Origin of the sequence: Haloflavibacter putidus, assembly GCF_006546625.1 — a bacterium.
Taxonomy (GTDB): Bacteria; Bacteroidota; Bacteroidia; order Flavobacteriales; family Flavobacteriaceae; genus Mesonia; species Mesonia putida.
The window spans coordinates 259872-276415 of record NZ_VIAR01000001.1 but is presented as its reverse complement, the minus strand read 5'-3'; the positions used below and the strand labels follow the sequence as shown (position 1 = coordinate 276415).

General features: G+C 35.9%; 17 protein-coding genes. 8 read left to right on the top strand and 9 right to left on the bottom strand.

Translation table 11 applies throughout. The features are described from left to right. Positions 1–37: 37 nt before the first annotated feature. The 6 genes from hemF to hemA all read right to left on the bottom strand — a co-directional run bounded on the left by hemF (position 38) and on the right by hemA (position 5610). Positions 38–943, bottom strand: a complete 906-nt coding sequence (gene hemF, locus FKR84_RS01190) for an oxygen-dependent coproporphyrinogen oxidase (RefSeq protein WP_141420353.1) — start codon at positions 941–943, stop codon at positions 38–40. Beyond that, on the bottom strand, positions 933–1391 hold the full coding sequence (locus FKR84_RS01185; protein ID WP_141420352.1) for a DUF6973 domain-containing protein: 459 nt from the start codon (positions 1389–1391) through the stop codon (positions 933–935). The genes hemF and FKR84_RS01185 overlap by 11 nt, the downstream gene beginning before the upstream one ends. Before the next feature lie 48 nt (positions 1392–1439). After that, positions 1440–2468: a uroporphyrinogen decarboxylase gene (gene hemE / locus FKR84_RS01180; RefSeq protein WP_141420351.1), complete on the bottom strand. Its 1029-nt coding sequence runs from the start codon at positions 2466–2468 to the stop codon at positions 1440–1442. 275 nt (positions 2469–2743) lie between these two features. Then, positions 2744–3424, bottom strand: coding sequence for a uroporphyrinogen-III synthase (locus FKR84_RS01175; RefSeq protein ID WP_141420350.1), 681 nt, complete (start codon positions 3422–3424; stop codon positions 2744–2746). Between the two features lie 11 nt (positions 3425–3435). Continuing rightward, on the bottom strand, positions 3436–4353 hold the full coding sequence (gene hemC / locus FKR84_RS01170; RefSeq protein WP_141420349.1) for a hydroxymethylbilane synthase: 918 nt from the start codon (positions 4351–4353) through the stop codon (positions 3436–3438). Further along, positions 4354–5610: a glutamyl-tRNA reductase gene (gene hemA / locus FKR84_RS01165; protein WP_141420348.1), complete on the bottom strand. Its 1257-nt coding sequence runs from the start codon at positions 5608–5610 to the stop codon at positions 4354–4356. Between the two features lie 210 nt (positions 5611–5820). Between hemA and FKR84_RS01160 the strand changes: the two genes are divergently transcribed. The 7 genes from FKR84_RS01160 to FKR84_RS01130 all read left to right on the top strand — a co-directional run bounded on the left by FKR84_RS01160 (position 5821) and on the right by FKR84_RS01130 (position 13279). Further along, complete coding sequence (locus FKR84_RS01160; protein ID WP_141420347.1) at positions 5821–6720, top strand: AraC family transcriptional regulator; 900 nt, start codon at positions 5821–5823, stop codon at positions 6718–6720. A gap of 255 nt (positions 6721–6975) precedes the next feature. Next, positions 6976–8019 (top strand): ferrochelatase, encoded by a 1044-nt coding sequence (gene hemH, locus FKR84_RS01155; RefSeq protein ID WP_141420346.1) that lies wholly within the window; start codon positions 6976–6978, stop codon positions 8017–8019. Next, on the top strand, positions 8012–9364 hold the full coding sequence (locus FKR84_RS01150; protein WP_141420345.1) for an MATE family efflux transporter: 1353 nt from the start codon (positions 8012–8014) through the stop codon (positions 9362–9364). The genes hemH and FKR84_RS01150 overlap by 8 nt, the downstream gene beginning before the upstream one ends. Positions 9365–9509: 145 nt before the next feature. Continuing rightward, entirely contained in the window at positions 9510–10187 is a 678-nt protein-coding gene (locus FKR84_RS01145; RefSeq protein ID WP_141420344.1) for a response regulator transcription factor, read from the top strand. Next, positions 10184–11464, top strand: coding sequence for a sensor histidine kinase (locus FKR84_RS01140; protein ID WP_141420343.1), 1281 nt, complete (start codon positions 10184–10186; stop codon positions 11462–11464). The genes FKR84_RS01145 and FKR84_RS01140 overlap by 4 nt, the downstream gene beginning before the upstream one ends. A gap of 117 nt (positions 11465–11581) precedes the next feature. Then, entirely contained in the window at positions 11582–12019 is a 438-nt protein-coding gene (locus tag FKR84_RS01135; protein WP_141420342.1) for a PepSY-like domain-containing protein, read from the top strand. A 24-nt stretch (positions 12020–12043) separates the two neighbouring features. Continuing rightward, positions 12044–13279: a PepSY-like domain-containing protein gene (locus tag FKR84_RS01130; protein WP_141420341.1), complete on the top strand. Its 1236-nt coding sequence runs from the start codon at positions 12044–12046 to the stop codon at positions 13277–13279. Between the two features lie 60 nt (positions 13280–13339). Here the strand turns inward: FKR84_RS01130 and FKR84_RS01125 are convergent, their stop codons facing one another. Next, entirely contained in the window at positions 13340–13729 is a 390-nt protein-coding gene (locus tag FKR84_RS01125; RefSeq protein ID WP_141420340.1) for a hypothetical protein, read from the bottom strand. A 136-nt stretch (positions 13730–13865) separates the two neighbouring features. Here FKR84_RS01125 and FKR84_RS01120 point away from each other — a divergent pair, with 136 nt between their 5' ends. Next, positions 13866–14177, top strand: a complete 312-nt coding sequence (locus FKR84_RS01120; RefSeq protein WP_141420339.1) for a hypothetical protein — start codon at positions 13866–13868, stop codon at positions 14175–14177. Between the two features lie 30 nt (positions 14178–14207). Here FKR84_RS01120 and FKR84_RS01115 read toward each other — a convergent pair whose 3' ends face one another. Next, the gene (locus tag FKR84_RS01115; RefSeq protein ID WP_141420338.1) at positions 14208–15371 is read right to left on the bottom strand and encodes a metal ABC transporter permease; all 1164 of its coding nucleotides are present in this window, start codon (positions 15369–15371) and stop codon (positions 14208–14210) included. Next, positions 15364–16491: a metal ABC transporter permease gene (locus tag FKR84_RS01110; RefSeq protein WP_141420337.1), complete on the bottom strand. Its 1128-nt coding sequence runs from the start codon at positions 16489–16491 to the stop codon at positions 15364–15366. The genes FKR84_RS01115 and FKR84_RS01110 overlap by 8 nt, the downstream gene beginning before the upstream one ends. Between the last annotated feature and the right edge of the window lie 53 nt (positions 16492–16544).

Below are 16544 nucleotides of genomic sequence, written 5' to 3'. Positions count from 1 at the left end.
TTTTATTTTAATAGCTTATTAAAAGTAAAATTTAAAGTTACTCTACCCAATTTATGGGTTTTTTTAATACTTTAAGAAGTTTCGCTTCCGCGGAATTTTTTGGCGGCCGGTGGTCGTAATGAAATTGCACGTGGGGTGGTAAACTCATAAAGATACTTTCTATACGACCTTTTGTTTTTAACCCAAACAGAGTTCCTTTATCGTGAATTAAATTAAACTCTACATAGCGGCCACGTCTTATTTCTTGCCAGTCACGTTGTTCTTTGGTGTAATCTAAATTTTTACGCTTTTCTACAATTGGTGTATAGGCTTCTAAAAAGCTATCGCCAATTTGGGTTACAAAGGCATACCATTCTTCCATCGTTCTTTCTGGCGAAGCTTTTAAATGATCAAAAAATAAACCGCCTACTCCACGAGCTTCGTCCCGATGGGCGTTCCAAAAGTATTCGTCGCATTGTTTTTTGTATTGCGGGTATAAATCTTTGCCGTGCGCATCGCAAGCTCGTTTGCAAACTTGGTGAAAGTGCTTGGCATCTTCTTCAAACAAATAATAAGGCGTTAAATCTTGTCCGCCGCCAAACCATTGATCTATAACTTCGCCTTTCTGGTCATACATTTCAAAATAGCGCCAATTGGCATGAACTGTAGGAACCATAGGGTTTTTAGGGTGAATAACCAGACTTAATCCGCAGGCAAAAAATTGTACATCGCCAACATTAAAATATTTTTGCATAGCCGGATCCAAATCGCCGTGAACGGCAGAAACATTTACGCCGCCTTTTTCAAAAACGTCGCCGTTTTCTATAACGCGTGTTTTACCGCCTCCGCCGCCTTCTCTTTCCCAAGGATCTTCTTTAAAAGTTGCTTTTCCGTCAATACTCGCTAACTCTGTTGTAATCGTGTCTTGTAAATCTTTTATGTACTGGTAAAACTTATCTTTCATTTTCATAATCTTCAATATATACGAGTTGTAAAGAATCTTTAGTAATGTCTTTTACATTTTCTACTTTTTGTGCTTGCCGTATTAATTCCGTAAAGCATTTAATAATTTCCTCATCTGTCTCTAACATATAATGCTTTTTAAAAACTTTTCTACCAACAAAGTTGTTGTGCAAATCCATTGTTTTTGGCAGCGGTTTATTGGGCATTAATTTTTCGTGCAAATTGGTAATAGTTTCTGCCCAAGCTACCGATTTTTCTACAGAATTATTTTGCGCAAAACATTTTTTAGCGATTAAAAAATTCCATAAAGCATGTCTAAACGCATTGGTTACATTGTCTTTATGATGTGCTTTACCATACAAACGGTTAGCAATTTGTATGGTTTTGCGGGTTGCTTTATAAGTTGGGAAAAGGTATTGCGGTTTACCCAGAAAAATTTTGGTCAGCATAAAAAGTTGCCGTGCATTTAGCTTTCTTATTTTTCCGAGTAATGGCATTTACTCCGGTTGCCATTCTTTTACAGCATCTACAAAAGCTTGCGCATTTTCTACCGGAATATTGGGTAAAATACCGTGACCTAAATTGGCAATATATTTATCTTTCCCGAAGCCGTTAATCATTTCGTTAACCATTTTTTTAATTTCCCTTGGAGGGGAAAACAAACGCGACGGATCAAAATTACCTTGCAAGGTGATGTTGCCGCCACTTAATTTGCGCGCATTTTGAGGAGAACACGTCCAGTCTACCCCCAAAGCAGCAGCGCCAGATTTACCCATTGTGTCTAAAGCAAACCAACAACCTTTGCCAAAAGCAATAACAGGAATTTGGTCTTTGAGCGCATCTATAATTTGTTGAATATACTGCCAAGAAAATTCTTGATAATCTACGGGAGAAAGCATTCCGCCCCAGGAGTCAAAAACTTGTACGGCATCTACGCCGGCATTTACTTTTTCTTTAAGGTAGACAATTGTGGTATCTGTTATTTTTTGCAACAAAGCGTGTGCGGCTTCCGGCTCTTGAAAGCAGAATTGTTTTGCTTTGTCAAAATTTTTAGAACCTTGACCTTGTACGGCATAGCACATAATTGTCCACGGCGAACCGGCAAAACCAATTAATGGAACTTCATTATTTAAGGCTTTTTTGGTCATTTTAATAGCGTCCATCACATAACCCAATTCTTCTTTTACATCAGGAACTACTACATTTTCTACCGCTTTTGCACTTCTTATAGGATTTGGAAGCCAAGGGCCAACCCCGGGTTTCATTTCTACTTTAATTTGCATAGCTTGCGGTACTACCAAAATATCGCTAAACAAGATGGCGGCATCTGTACCAACTTGCTCTATGGGCATTACGGTAATTTCTGTGGCTAACTCCGGCGTACGACAACGGGTAAAGAAATCGTATTTCTCTTTTAGTTTCATAAAATCAGGTAGATACCTTCCTGCTTGTCGCATCATCCAAACCGGCGGACGTTCTACGGCTTCTCCTTTTAAAGCTCTTAAAAATAAATCGTTTTTTATCATTATATTTCCAATAATTTGCGTCTAATGTTATCTACAAAGATACGGAAAGTTAACAGGTTTCTAGCGGTTTCTATAAGATTTAATAGTCGTTTAGACTAATAGAAGCGATAAGATTTCAGTTTAAAAAACACGCTTATCCTGCAAGGTTTTTCCAACCTCGTAGGTATTTTGAAAACATTTGGTTTTTTGGAAAATTATATTTTTTTCAGCTCTGAATAATAAACCTACAGGGTTTAGAAACCCTGCAGGTTGAAGGGGGTAGATATATATTATTTTTACAGTTCTTTTTCTTTCCACCTTTCCGGAAAAAAATGTTTTACCACACTTACAATAACACTTTCTATAGTTGGTTTGCCGGCAATTATCAAGTTATCACTATATTTTTTTGCCGCCGAAGCAGTTGTTGTGCCTATACAAAAAAGAACAGTTTCCGGCTTGGGTGAATTTTCTTGGTAAAAACTCTCTACACCACTCGGACTAAAAAACAAGATGCCTTCAAAAACTTGCTTAAATTTCTTTGGGTTTAAGCTGGTTTTGTAAGCTTCTACTTCCGTAAAGGTAATTTTATTTTTATTTAAACCACTTGGAATAGTCTCTCTGCGTTTGCTGCTACAAGGAAACACAAAATGTTTATGGGCATATTTTTCTTTTATTTCTTGAACCAAATCTGCCGCATAATTGGTATAGGTTTCTACTTTTATATTATTTTTTTTTAAAAGTGAAGCGGTTTTTTCGCCAACTACAAAAGCGTTTTCTATTGTTGTTTTGTTGCGAATGGCTCTAAAGGTATTCTGACTGGTAATAATAGCATTCTCTATATTTTGAGGAAGATTTGGAGCCAGCTTGGGTTGTATTTTAATAGCCGAATAGCTTACCAAACCAACACCTGCTTGCAAGAGTAAAGATTCTTGCGACGGCTGTAGTTTTTTGGTGCTAAGAATGCTGGGGTGCGGCATACATCGAGAAATTAACTGTCTAGTTCTGCTTTGATGCTTGCCATTATTTTATTTCCGCCCTTTTTTAAGATTTCTTTGGCCAAATAACTGCCTGCAAAAGAAACTTCGTTGGGTTGTATAGTAGCTTTTTCTTCTAATTTTTTCTTTCCGTCTAAACTGAAAAGCGCTCCGTGAAACTCTATTTCGTAGCTGTTTTTATATTTTGCCAATGCTCCAATTGGCGCTGTACACCCGCCTTCTAACGTGCGCAGAAAATCACGTTCTATTTGTACACAGGTAGCAGTTTTTTTATCGTTTAGTTTGGCTACTGCTTTTTTTGCGTGCTCGTTATGCTCGTTAACAACAACTAACATAGCACCTTGAGCCGGAGCAGGAACCATCCAGTCTAGAGTAATATAAGACTCTGGTTTTATGTGAATTCTTTCTAAACCGGCAGCTGCAAATATTGCTCCGTGCCAGTTGTTGTCTTGCAGTTTTTGTAAACGCGTATTTACGTTACCGCGTAAGTTTACTACTTCGTGATACGGATATTCGTGCAGCCATTGGGCTTTTCTGCGTAAGCTTCCGGTAGCAATAATGCCATTTTTGGTTTCGAAATCTAAACCTTTATGCACCAGAATATCGGTGTGGTTTGCTCTTGGTAAAACAGCTCCTTGAACAATTCCTTTGGGCAATGCGGTTGGCACATCTTTCATAGAATGTACGGCAATATCTACCTTATCTTTTACCATTGCAACATCTAAGGTTTTGGTAAAAATGCCGGTAATGCCCATTTCGTAAAGGGGTTGGTCTAAATTTAAATCGCCGGTAGATTTTACCGGCTTTAATTCTGTTTTGTACCCTAAGGCTTCTAGTTTATCTTTAACATTATTTGCTTGCCATAAAGCTAGTTCGCTGTCGCGTGTGCCTATACGAATTGTTTTACTCATTTAATTGGAGATATCTTCTAATTGAAAAACCTTTTGAATAAGCGCCAAACTCTCATCTGTAGTGTCTGCGTCTTCGCGTAGGTGATTAGCAAACTGGTTCATTATTTTTTGAATAATGCGGTTGGTAACAATTTCTGCTTGATCGTTATTAAAATTGCTTATTTTTTTACGCTGAAAATCTATTTCAGCATCTTTCATAGTGCGTAATTTGCTTTTTAAGGCTTTGATGGTTGGTGCAAATTTTCTGGTCTCTAACCACGCATTAAAATCGCCTTTTACTTCTGCTATTATTTCTTCTGCTTGCGGAATGAAAGCTTTGCGTTTTTCTAAAGTTTTGTCGGTCATTTTAGACAAATGATCTAAGTGTATTAAATTTACATTATCCAATTCGGCTACTTCTGCAGATACATTTTTAGGAATGGAAAGGTCTAAAATTAATAAGTCTTTTTTAGGATAAAGCAACTCTTTAGAAATTGTTGGGTTTTTGGCTCCGGTTGCTACAATTAAAATATCTGTATTTCTAATTTCTGCTTGCAACTCAGCGTAATCTTTTACCACCAAATCAAACTTACCAGCAACTTTTTCTGCCTTGTCTTTTGTTCTATTTATAAGTGTAATTCTTTTATTCTGGGTGTGTTTTACCAAATTTTCGCAAGTGTTACGCCCTATTTTTCCCGTACCAAATAACAAGATACGTTTGTCAGAAATATTATCTATCTCGTTTAAAATATAATGTACAGATGCAAACGAAACCGATGTAACCCCAGAAGATATTTCTGTCTCGTTTTTAATGCGTTTACTAGCTTGTATAACCGCGTTAATTAAGCGTTCTAAAAATGGATTGGTGGCTTTTAAGTTTTTTGATAAAGTAAAAGCATATTTTAACTGACTTATAATTTCGAAATCACCTAAAATCTGACTGTCCAAACCTGTTCCTACTTTAAAAACATGGTTAATGGCTTGTTGATTTTTAAAAACATAAGCCACTTTTTCAAATTCTTCTACCGTGCCGCGTGTGTGCTGACAAAGTAATTTTATAAGCTGAAAAGGGTGTTGGGCAAACCCGTAAATTTCTGTACGGTTGCAAGTAGAAGTAACTAAAATACCTTCTATGCCATCTGCCTTAGCTTCTACTATTAACGCCTTTTTTTGTTCTTCATCTAAACTAAAATGGCCTCTTGTTTCGGCATCTGCTTTATGGTAGTTTAAACCAATTGCATAAAAAGAAGGATGTTTGGATATATTGTAACTCTTCATAGAAGCGGTTATCGTCATAAATATTCTGCACAAAAGTAATAGCTATATTTTTATAAAAGTAACGACAAAAGTTCTTTTATTGTCGTTGTAAGTTATTTTGGCTTTAATAAACCGATTTTTCGGGTATTTACCTTACTTTTGTAAGCTTAACAGGTCTTTTGCTGTTCGTACTTTAGAACCGTTCTAAATAAAAGATCAAGATTTTTAGCTATGATAAATCAAAAAAATAACGCCCGAAGTTCTTTTCAAGTTATTGAGATTGAAGAAGGTTTTAAATTTTTTACCTACCAAAATGAAACAGCAGAAGTGCAAAAGAATGTGCGCGATGTACACCGCAATTTCATTCAGTTTCAGTTTTGTGTAAAAGGAAAAGTTAAACTTAATTTTAACCAGGGTCGTTACGGCTTAGATTTAGGAGAAGAAAAAGCATTACTTTTATACAATCCAACGCAAAAGCTGCCTTTTGATGTAGAAATAGCGCCAAAATCTTGGTTGGTAACGGCATTAATTTCCATAGAAAAATTTCACTCTTTATTTTCGGAAGAAGCTAATTATATAGATTTCCTTACGGAAGATAATCGCGGAAAAAAATACTATCAGGAGTTAGATATTAGTCCGTCGTTAGCAGTTGTGCTAAGTCAGATTTTAAATTTTAACCTGCATCCTTCCGTAAAGAAAATTTACTTAAAAGGGAAATTATATGAACTAGTAGCACTTTATTTTAACAGACCGGAAGAAGTAGATACAGAACAATGTCCGTTTTTGGAAGACGAAAATAACGTAAAACGCATTAGGCAAGCAAAAGAAATTATTATTAACCGAATGGCAGAACCGCCAACTTTAACAGAGCTTGCAAAAGAAATTGGCTTGAGTTTAAAAAAGTTAAAAGAAGGTTTTAAAGAAATTTATGGCGATACGGTTTTTGGATTTTTACTGGATTATAAACTAGACTATGCCAGAAAATTGCTGGAGACCGGTGATTATAATGTAAACGAAGTAGGCTTAAAAGTAGGTTACAGTACGGCGAGTCATTTTATTGCTGCTTTTAGAAAGAAATTTGGGACTACGCCAAAGAAATATGTTATGTCTCTTTCTACTTCAAATAATTGAGAATGATAATAAAAGCTAACGCTATAAATAAAGATTTTTATAAGGCTTATTAAAATTTTGTAAAACGTTATTTTCAATTTGAGCCAAGCTTTAATTAACTATAAAAAAATGTAAAAGTTGGGTTTAAAATATAATTTCGGTAAACAGATGTTAAATTTAGTTATTCATTACAACCTTCATTTTTTGGAAGATTAAATTTGCTCATTATTTATAGCAATCGTATAGAATAGTTGTATTTTTGAAAAAAAAGTTTGTATGAGTAAAGGTGTGCTTCTTGTAAATTTGGGTTCGCCAGATAGTACTAATCCTAAAGATGTAAAAAAGTACTTAGATCAATTTTTAATGGATGAGCGTGTGATAGATGTTCCTTATTTATTGCGAGCATTTATCGTTAAAGGAATTGTCTTGAACACCAGACCTAAAAAATCTGCTGCAGCTTACGAAAAAATTTGGTGGGACGAGGGCTCGCCTTTAATTGTGCTGTCTGAGCGTTTGCAAGAAAAAATAGACTCTCATACCGGGGTGCCTATTGCTTTAGCTATGCGTTATGGTAAACCATCTATGAAATCTGGCTTGCAAGAATTGGCAGATAAAGGCGTAGACGATGTTTTGCTGTTACCGCTTTACCCACAATTTGCAATGGCAACTACAGAAACCATTTTGGTTTTGGCAGAACAACTGCAAAAAGAGTTTTTTCCGCAAATAAAACTAACTACCGTTCCGCCGTTTTACAATCATCCCGATTATCTTACTGTTTTGGCGCGAAGTATTGCAGAAACAATAGACGATTTAGATTTTGAACACCTTTTGTTTAGCTACCACGGCGTGCCGGAAAGACACATTAAAAAAAGCGATATTACCAACTCGCATTGTAAAATAGACGGCAGTTGTTGCCAAACGCCATCTCCAGCGCATCAATTTTGTTATCGTCACCAATGTTTTGAAACCACGCGCTTGGTAGCAGAAATGTTAGAATTGCCTGAAGAAAAATACAGTGTTTCCTTTCAGTCGCGTTTAGGATTTGACCCGTGGTTAAAACCTTATACAGACAGAACCATAGAAAAATTTGGCCTTAACGGAATGAAAAAAATGGCAATAGTTACACCAGCTTTCGTTTCGGATTGTTTAGAGACTTTGGAAGAAATTGCGATGGAAGGAAAAGAGATTTTTGAAGAAGTTGGAGGCGAAGAATTTACTGTAATTCCGTGTCTTAACGACCGCGAAGATTGGGTAAAAACCTTGAGCAGATGGATAGACGAATGGGCAAACAAGCTGGAAACCAAAAAAGAAAATGCCTAAGGTAAATGCCGAAGATTTAGGAAATCGGCCTATTGCAAATTTACTGGTAAAACAATCTGTACCCGCGGCAATTGGCATTTTAGTCATGTCGCTCAACATTCTGGTAGATACCATTTTTGTAGGTAACTGGATTGGCCCCACGGCCATTGCAGCTATAAACGTGGTTTTGCCGGTTTCGTTTTTTATTGCGGCTTTGGGACTGGCAATTGGTATTGGCGGTTCTTCTATTATTTCGCGCGCTTTGGGTGCTAATAATCACGAAAAAGCGCTAAAAACTTTTGGCAATCAAATTACGCTTACGCTTTTATTGTGTTGCGTTTTGGTAGCCGTGGGCTTAAGTTTTACCAATAGTATTATTCCTGCGTTTGGCGGACAAGGAGAAATCTTTGCACCGGCAAAAATCTATTACCGCATTGTACTTTATGGTGTGCCTATTTTGGCACTTACCATGATGGGCAACAGCGTTATACGTGCAGAAGGTAAACCAAAATTTTCTATGGTTGCCATGCTTATACCATCTGTAGGAAATCTTTTGGCAGATTGTGTGCTAATCAATCTTTTAGATATGGGAATGGCCGGCGCCGCTTGGGCAACAACCGGCTCTTATGTAGTTAGTTTTCTTTATATTTTTTGGTTTTTTACCTCTAAACATTCCGAGTTAAAGATTAATTTGAAACATTTTGGGTTTGATTTGCCTATTTTAAAAGAGATTGGCGCTTTAGGTTTTGTAACCCTGGCAAGACAAGCAATAGTGAGCGTAACTTACTTGTTAATGAACAATATTTTATTTGATTTGGGCGGAGCAAACTCGGTAACGGTTTATGCCATAATTGCCCGGATGCTAATGTTTGCGCTTTTTCCTATTTTAGGAATTACCCAAGGTTTTTTACCCATAGCAGGATTTAATTACGGCGCAAATAATGCGCAACGGGTGCGTAAGAGTATTAATTTGGCTATAGGAAGTGCCAGCGTTTTAGCATTATTAGTTTTTGGCATTATAATGATTTTTGCCGAAAATATAGCCGCAATTTTTACAACAGACGCACAAATCTTGGCAGAAACACCATCTTCTATGCGTTGGGTTTTTGCAGCTTTACCCGTTATTGCTTTACAGTTAATTGGCTCTGCTTATTTTCAAGCTATAGGCAAAGCTATTCCGGCTTTGCTGCTTACTTTAACGCGGCAAGGTTTCTTTTTTATTCCGCTAATTTTGATTTTACCCAACTATTTTGGCGAATTGGGTGTATGGATTTCTTTTCCGTTGGCAGATATAATTTCTACCATTGTTACCGGGTTTTTCTTAAATCGCGAAATACGACTACACCTTAAACCAGAACCAGTCTAGCATAAAGTAGTTTATACCTATCTTACAAATTCCTGTTAACGAGTATATTCCGTAAAGTAAATTTTTTGTTGGTTATTATGTATGTCTACCTTTTTTTCTTATAAAATTCCCATTTCTTTCTAAAGTTTAGGCGTATTTTTAGCTTATGAAAATTTTAATAATTGAAGACGAAAAAGATTTACAAAATACCTTGGCGGAACATTTCCGTAAAGAAAAATTTGTAATAGAAGTTGCCGATACCTACGAGCAAGCCCACGAAAAAATTGGGGTTTACGATTACGATTGCATTTTGTTAGATATTATGTTGCCGGGTGGCAGCGGTTTAGAACTTTTAAAATACCTTAAAAGTTTGGGAAAATCAGATAATGTAATTGTTATATCGGCAAAAAATTCTTTAGAAGATAAACTGGAAGGTTTGTCTTTGGGCGCAGACGATTATTTGACCAAGCCATTTCATATTGCAGAACTCAACGCCCGGGTTAAAGCGGTTTTACGCCGCAATACTTTTGATGGAAAAAATACCATTAACCTAAATAATACAAGCTTAAATATAGACGACAGAATTTTGTTGGTAAACGAAAAAGAAATACACCTTAACCGAAAGGAGTTTGATATTTTGAGTTATTTTATGGCCAATCAAAAACGTTTAGTGACAAAAAGTACGCTGGCAGAACACGTTTGGGGCGACCATATTGACCAAGCAGACAATTTTGATTTTATTTATTATCAAATAAAAAATTTGCGGAAAAAATTATCTAAAGCCAAGGCTCAAATTTCTATAGAAGCCCACTATGGGGTTGGTTATAAACTCTTACCAGAATGAAACTACACAACCAGTCTCTTATCTACTTAACCTTTGCCTTTTTTGTAATTATTGGGGTATGGTCTTTTGTATTTTATATAGATTTAAAAGACGAGATTAGAGATAGTATAGACGATGGTTTAGATAATAACAGATTGCTATTGTTGCAGCAAATAGAGAAAGACAGCAGCCTGTTGCAACAAGAAGATTTTGGCGGCAATAATTTTTCCGTAAAGCAAATTTCGCGTAAAAACGCGTTGGCGCAGAAAGATGTGTTAAAAGACACGATGATGTACCGTCTTAATGAAGACGATTTAGAACCGGTGCGTATTTTGCATACTAGTTTTGGTCATCAAGGAAAGTACTATCACCTTAAAATTATTTCTTCGTTGGTAGAAGAAGACGATTTGATAGAAGATGCTTTTTATAATATTTTGTTGCTTTTTATTGTATTGGTGCTAAGTACCTTTATTATCAACAATTTTGTCTTAAAACGTTTATGGAATCCGTTTTACGATTTATTAGGGCAAATAAGTAGGTACAAATTAGATAAAGATGCCCACGCTATAAAAAGTAAAACCAATACCAAAGAGTTTTTGGCTTTACAAAAAGCGGCCAATAAACTCTTGTTACATTCTAAAGAAACCTACCGGGCGCAAAAAGAATTTACAGAAAATGCTGCCCACGAGCTGCAAACCCCTTTGGCAATTATGGCCAATAAATTAGAACTTTTGCTAGAGTCTGAAAATCTAAACGCCGCACAAAGCAAACAGATAGCAGAAATTTTGCAAACTTTAAATAGGCTTAATCATTTAAATAAGGCTTTATTGCTTTTGGCCAAAATAGAAAATAAGCAATATAACCAAGAAGAAGCTATAACTATTAACAAAGTAATAGATAAGGTTTTAAACGATTTTGAAGATTTTATAAGCTATAAAAACTTGGCGGTAAAACGTGACTATGAGCAAGATATTACTTGGCATTTAGACAAACATTTGGCCTATGTATTGTGTAGTAATTTAATTAAGAATGCCTTGTTTCATAGCTCAGAAAATGCAGAAATTTGCATACAAAGCAAGCAAGACAAACTTTCTATTTGCAACACTGGCAGCGCCAAAGCTTTAGATGCATCTGTAATTTTTAATCGTTTTACCAAAGGAGCCAATCAACCAAAAAGTACCGGAATTGGTCTGGCAGTGGCAAAAGCCATTTGCGATTATTATACGTTGCAATTAACCTATACATATCTACCCGAAAAAAATTGGCATTGTTTTGAAATTTCTCGAGCACAAGTGTAAGTAGCTTTGATTTGCGATTTATAGATTTTTCAACTTTTTTTTCCGCGAAAGCGAAAATTCCCAATTCTTTCCTGATTCTGCCCGTAGCTTTGGAGTGTAATTTAAAAAACAAAAGTTATGAAACGATTAGGAATAAGCTTTTTATTAGTATTTTTTGTAGGAACACTTTACGGAACAGCGCAAGATTTAAATCCCAAAGAAGTGCCATCTGTAGTAGTAAACACCTTTAAAAAAGAATTTCCAAAAGCAAGTGACGTAGAATGGGAATTAACCACCAACGACGTGTATGAAGTAGAATTTGAAATAGGCTATTTTACAGAGTACGAAGCTTGGTTTGATGCCAACGGAAAAATGATAAAGTATACCGAAGAGCTTTCTAAAAGCGACTTACCAAAAATTGTAAAAGAGTATGTAAAAACAAACCACGCATCTTACCATATAGACGATGCCGAAAAAATTGTAGAAGGCAATACCACCCATTTTAAGATAGAAATTGAAGACGGCCCAAACGAGCAACATTTACTTTTTGACGAAAAAGGAAAAATTAAAAAATAACAATCACCTTAAACCCTAAACACTATGAAAACCAAAATTTTTGTATTAAGCCTACTGTTTATAGCCTTTACGGCTTGCAGTGACGACGACCAAAACGCGACAGAAAATTCTGTAGAGCTTAGCCAAGAGCAAATTCCCGGGGCTATTACTACCTATGTAGAGACCAATTTTGCCACGCATAGCATAGAGCAAGTTTTTAAAGAAAGCAACGCCAATCAAATAGAATATGCGGTGTTTTTAAGCCAAAATGTGCAATTAGAGTTTAACGAAGCTTTAGAAATCACGCAAATAGACGCGCAATCTGCTTTGCCAAATGCTGTAATTCCGCAAAGTATTTTAGATTATGTGGCGGCAAATTATCCTAACCAAGTAATTACAGATTGGGAGTTAGAGGCAACGCATCAAGAAGTAGAATTAGATAATGGCTTGGAGTTAGAGTTTGATTTAGACGGTAATTTTCTTGGCATAGATCAAGACCAAGATGATATGGAAGACGAGAATGAAGAAGTTTTGGCAGACGCCGAAATACCTTCAGAAATTTTAGATTTTATCAACACGCATTTTGCTTCTTCTACAATAATTAAAGCCGTAAAAGAAACCGAAGACAATCAAATTACTTATGAGATTTACCTTTCGGGGAATGTACAATTGGAATTTAACCAAGCTTTAGAAATTACGCAGATAGACGCGCTTACCGCTTTACCAAATTCTGTACTTCCACAAAGCATTTTAGATTATGTGGCTGCAAACTATCCTGATCAAGCTATTATTGGCTGGGAGTTAGAAGCTAATTACCAAGAAATAGAATTGGCCAACGGTTTAGAATTAGAATTCGATTTAAACGGTAATTTTATAGGTGTAGATGAAGATGAAGACGAGAGCGAAGACGAGAATGAAGAAGTTTTAGAAGAAAACGAAATACCTTCTGAAATTTTAGATTTTATCAACACGCATTTTGCTTCTTCTACATTAATTAAAGCCATAAAAGAAACCGAAGACAATCAAATAACATACGAGATTTACCTTTCGGGGAATGTACAATTGGAGTTTAACCAGGCTTTGGAAGTTGTAGAAATAGATTCGCTTACCGCTTTACCAAATTCTGTACTTCCACAAAATATTGTAGACTATGTAGCGGCAAATTATCCCAATCAAACTATTGTTGGTTGGGAGTTAGAAGCCAATCAGCAAAAAGTAGAGCTAAGCAACGAAACCGATTTAATTTTTGATTTAAACGCTAACTTTATAGGCGTAGATTAATATCATAATCGCTTTACAGAAAAAAGGCTGCAAAAATTGCAGCCTTTTTTTATATACTTGTCAAAAATCTATCTGTAAATAATAAGCTAATTTTTCTTTTTCTGCCGCCGAAGCCGGATAAGGAGCAAGATTATAAATTTTTATTTCTTTATTTCCGTAAGAAAAACTATGCATTTTATTATTGCCAGCCAGCTTAATTTCTTTTTTCTCTTGTAGAAGACCATCTTTTTTTAGGTGGAGCAAAATTTTGGCTTCGCCCGGCCAGACGCAATCTACATTGGTAGGGCAACGCGAATCTTGTATTACTTTTTCAAATTTTATAGAATACTGGTTTTGCAAAAAAACACTTTCACCCAGAGGTAATTTTGCTACAATTACAGGAGTTTGGTTTTGCGCCAACGCTAAATGCCCAAAGGCAAAGATTGTAAATAAGAGAATAATTCTTTTCATAAACGAAAGGTACTAAAAATTATAGAATTAAGTTTTTTGTATTTTTAAAGCAAAAAAACTTCTTTTACTTTACGGAAAAAGTTTAGCTATACTAAATAAAAAATAGAAATATTGAACCCTATTCCTGAATCGTGTTATGGAGAAATTTCCGCAAAAAAACGATTATAAAAAAGCTGTGCGCTGGTCGTCTACATTAGTTGGTTTAGAAGATGTAGAATCTACCAATCACGAAAAATTAAAACAAGTTTTAGGCAATTACCTCAACCGTTTAATTACGGAAGATTTCAATAAATTAATCGCTATTTTGTACAGAATAGATGTTTCGGAAGAAAAAGCTAGAAGGGCACTTTCCGTAAAGAAAAAAAACGAAAGCCCGGGAGAAATTTTGGCTAATTTGGTTATAGAACGTCAACTTCAAAAAATAAAAACCCGCCGTAAATACAGTTAAATTGTTTCCGTAAAGGCGTTTTTCAATAGTTTATCCTCTAAACAAAAAGAAGCGTTTTTTTAAATCCTCTATAGCGGTTTCTTTATTGGTAGTAATATATTTTAAAGCTTCGTCTGTAAATTCCTTTCCTTTTTCCGTAAGGGAAACCAACTTATTATCATCAATTTGTATCAAATTGTTTTTTGTAGCCAAGTCTAAGACGGTTTTTGCTTGTACTTTTTGCCAGTTTATATGTTCTTGTAAATGATTTACGTGACGTTCTTTAGGTTCTTGATGGTTTTGTAAGTGTAATAAAAACACCAACAAAGAAACTTCTTTACGCTGCTGTTTTTCTTTAAAGTAAACAGAAAATATACCTTGTTTTGGTGCAAATAAATAAACCAATAAAAACAATACTCCCAAAACAGATGTCATAGAACCTGCAATAGAAGCGTCTAGGTAATTGGCCAGCCAATACCCGGCAATAGCAGAAAACATTCCAAAGAAGCAGCTTAAAACCAACATTTTTTTTAGGTTGTTGGTAAGCAAATAGGCTGTTGCCGGCGGCGCAATTATAAGTGCAACCACCAAAACTGCTCCAACAGCATCAAAAGCGCCAACTACGGTTATAGAAGAAACCGTCATCAAGCCATAATGCAATACTATTGGCGAAAATCCTAAGGTTGCCGCCAAACCTTTATCAAAAGTGCTTAGTTTTAATTCTTTAAAAAACAACAGCAACAAGCTTAAACTTATTATTAAAATAGTGCCGATTACCCAAACAGATTTTGGTCCTAAATCGGTCTCGCCAAACATAAGTCGGTCAAATGGAGCAAAAGCCAATTCTCCCAACAAAACCGCGTCTATATCTAAATGTACATCATTGGCATTTTTGGCAATTAAAATAACGCCAATACTAAACAACGCTGGGAAAACAAGTCCAATAGCTGTGTCTTCTTTTACCAAGCCTGTTTTTTGTATAAATTCTACAAAAATAACGGTAAGTACGCCGGTTACTGCCGCCAATAAAATAAGTAAAGGCGAGTTGAGGTCTTGGGTAATAAAAAAACCAAGTACCAAACCCGGTAAAATAGAATGGCTAATGGCATCACTTATCATGGCCATTTTGCGTAATACTAAAAAGACGCCCGGTATAGCGCAAGCCACAGCCACCAAAGCTGCAATTAATTGTATTTCTAGTTGAGCATTACTCATGTTTTTTCCCCATTTTGTCGTTTATAAGGGCGGCTTCTTTATAGCCTTTTGGCGTTAGTGACCATTGATTTCCTTGTATTTCTATGAGTTGTTCTTCTTCTAATTTGTTTAAAGACTTCCGCGTAAAGCCGTGAAAATTATTTAAGATTTTAATAGCGTGCGGATGCGATATATTTTTATGATTTTGGGCAATGCGGTACATAAAAGTTAGCGTTTTTTTTAAGTTCAGTTCTTTACGATTTCGGTAAAACCGAATTTCTCTAAACAACAACCCTCTTTTTGGCGAAAAAATAAAAGATATCAACACTACCACGGCTGCTACCAAAACAATAACCGGACCGGTAGAAAGATTGTTTTGACTGGCGCTAATTGCCGTACCAAATACTCCGGAAAACGCTCCGAAAATAGAAGCCAAGAAAATCATTGTGCTTAAACTGTTCGTCCATTGTCTTGCCGCAGCTGCCGGCGCCAATAACATAGCGCTCATTAAAACCACGCCAACCGTTTGTAGGCCTAAAACAATAGCCAAAACGATAAAACTGGTAATAAGAATATCTAAAAAACGAGTGTTAAAACCTAAGGTTTTGGTGTAATCTGCATCAAATAACAAGAGTTTTAGTTCTTTCCAGAATAAAAGCAACACCAGCAAACTTACCCCGGTAATTGCTGCCATTACCCAAACATCTGAAGCCACTAAAGTTGCTGCTTGACCAAATAAATATTTATCTAAACCTGCTTGGTTGGCATTTGGCATTTTTTGAATAAACGTGAGCAATAACATCCCGAAGCCGAAAAACAAAGATAAAATAAGACCTAGAGCTGTATCGGTTTTTAGGCGGGTGCGTTTTATAATACTTTTAATCCAAAAAGTACCCACCAAACCGCTTATTAAAGCTCCAATGAGCAAAAAGTTAGGGTCTTTTGTACCGGTAAATAAAAAAGCGAGTGCAATTCCCGGCAAGGAAGCGTGCGAAATGGCATCGCCCAGCAGACTTTGTTTCCGTAAAACTGCAAAGCTGCCCAACATGCCACAGATGGCTCCCAAAACGGCAGTTCCCAAACTAATTACACCCAAGGTATAATCAGTAAATAGCAGTCGGAAATATTCTGTAATAGACATAGTTATTTTTTTAAAACAGCTTAATTGGAAAAATTTCTTTACGGAAAAAATCC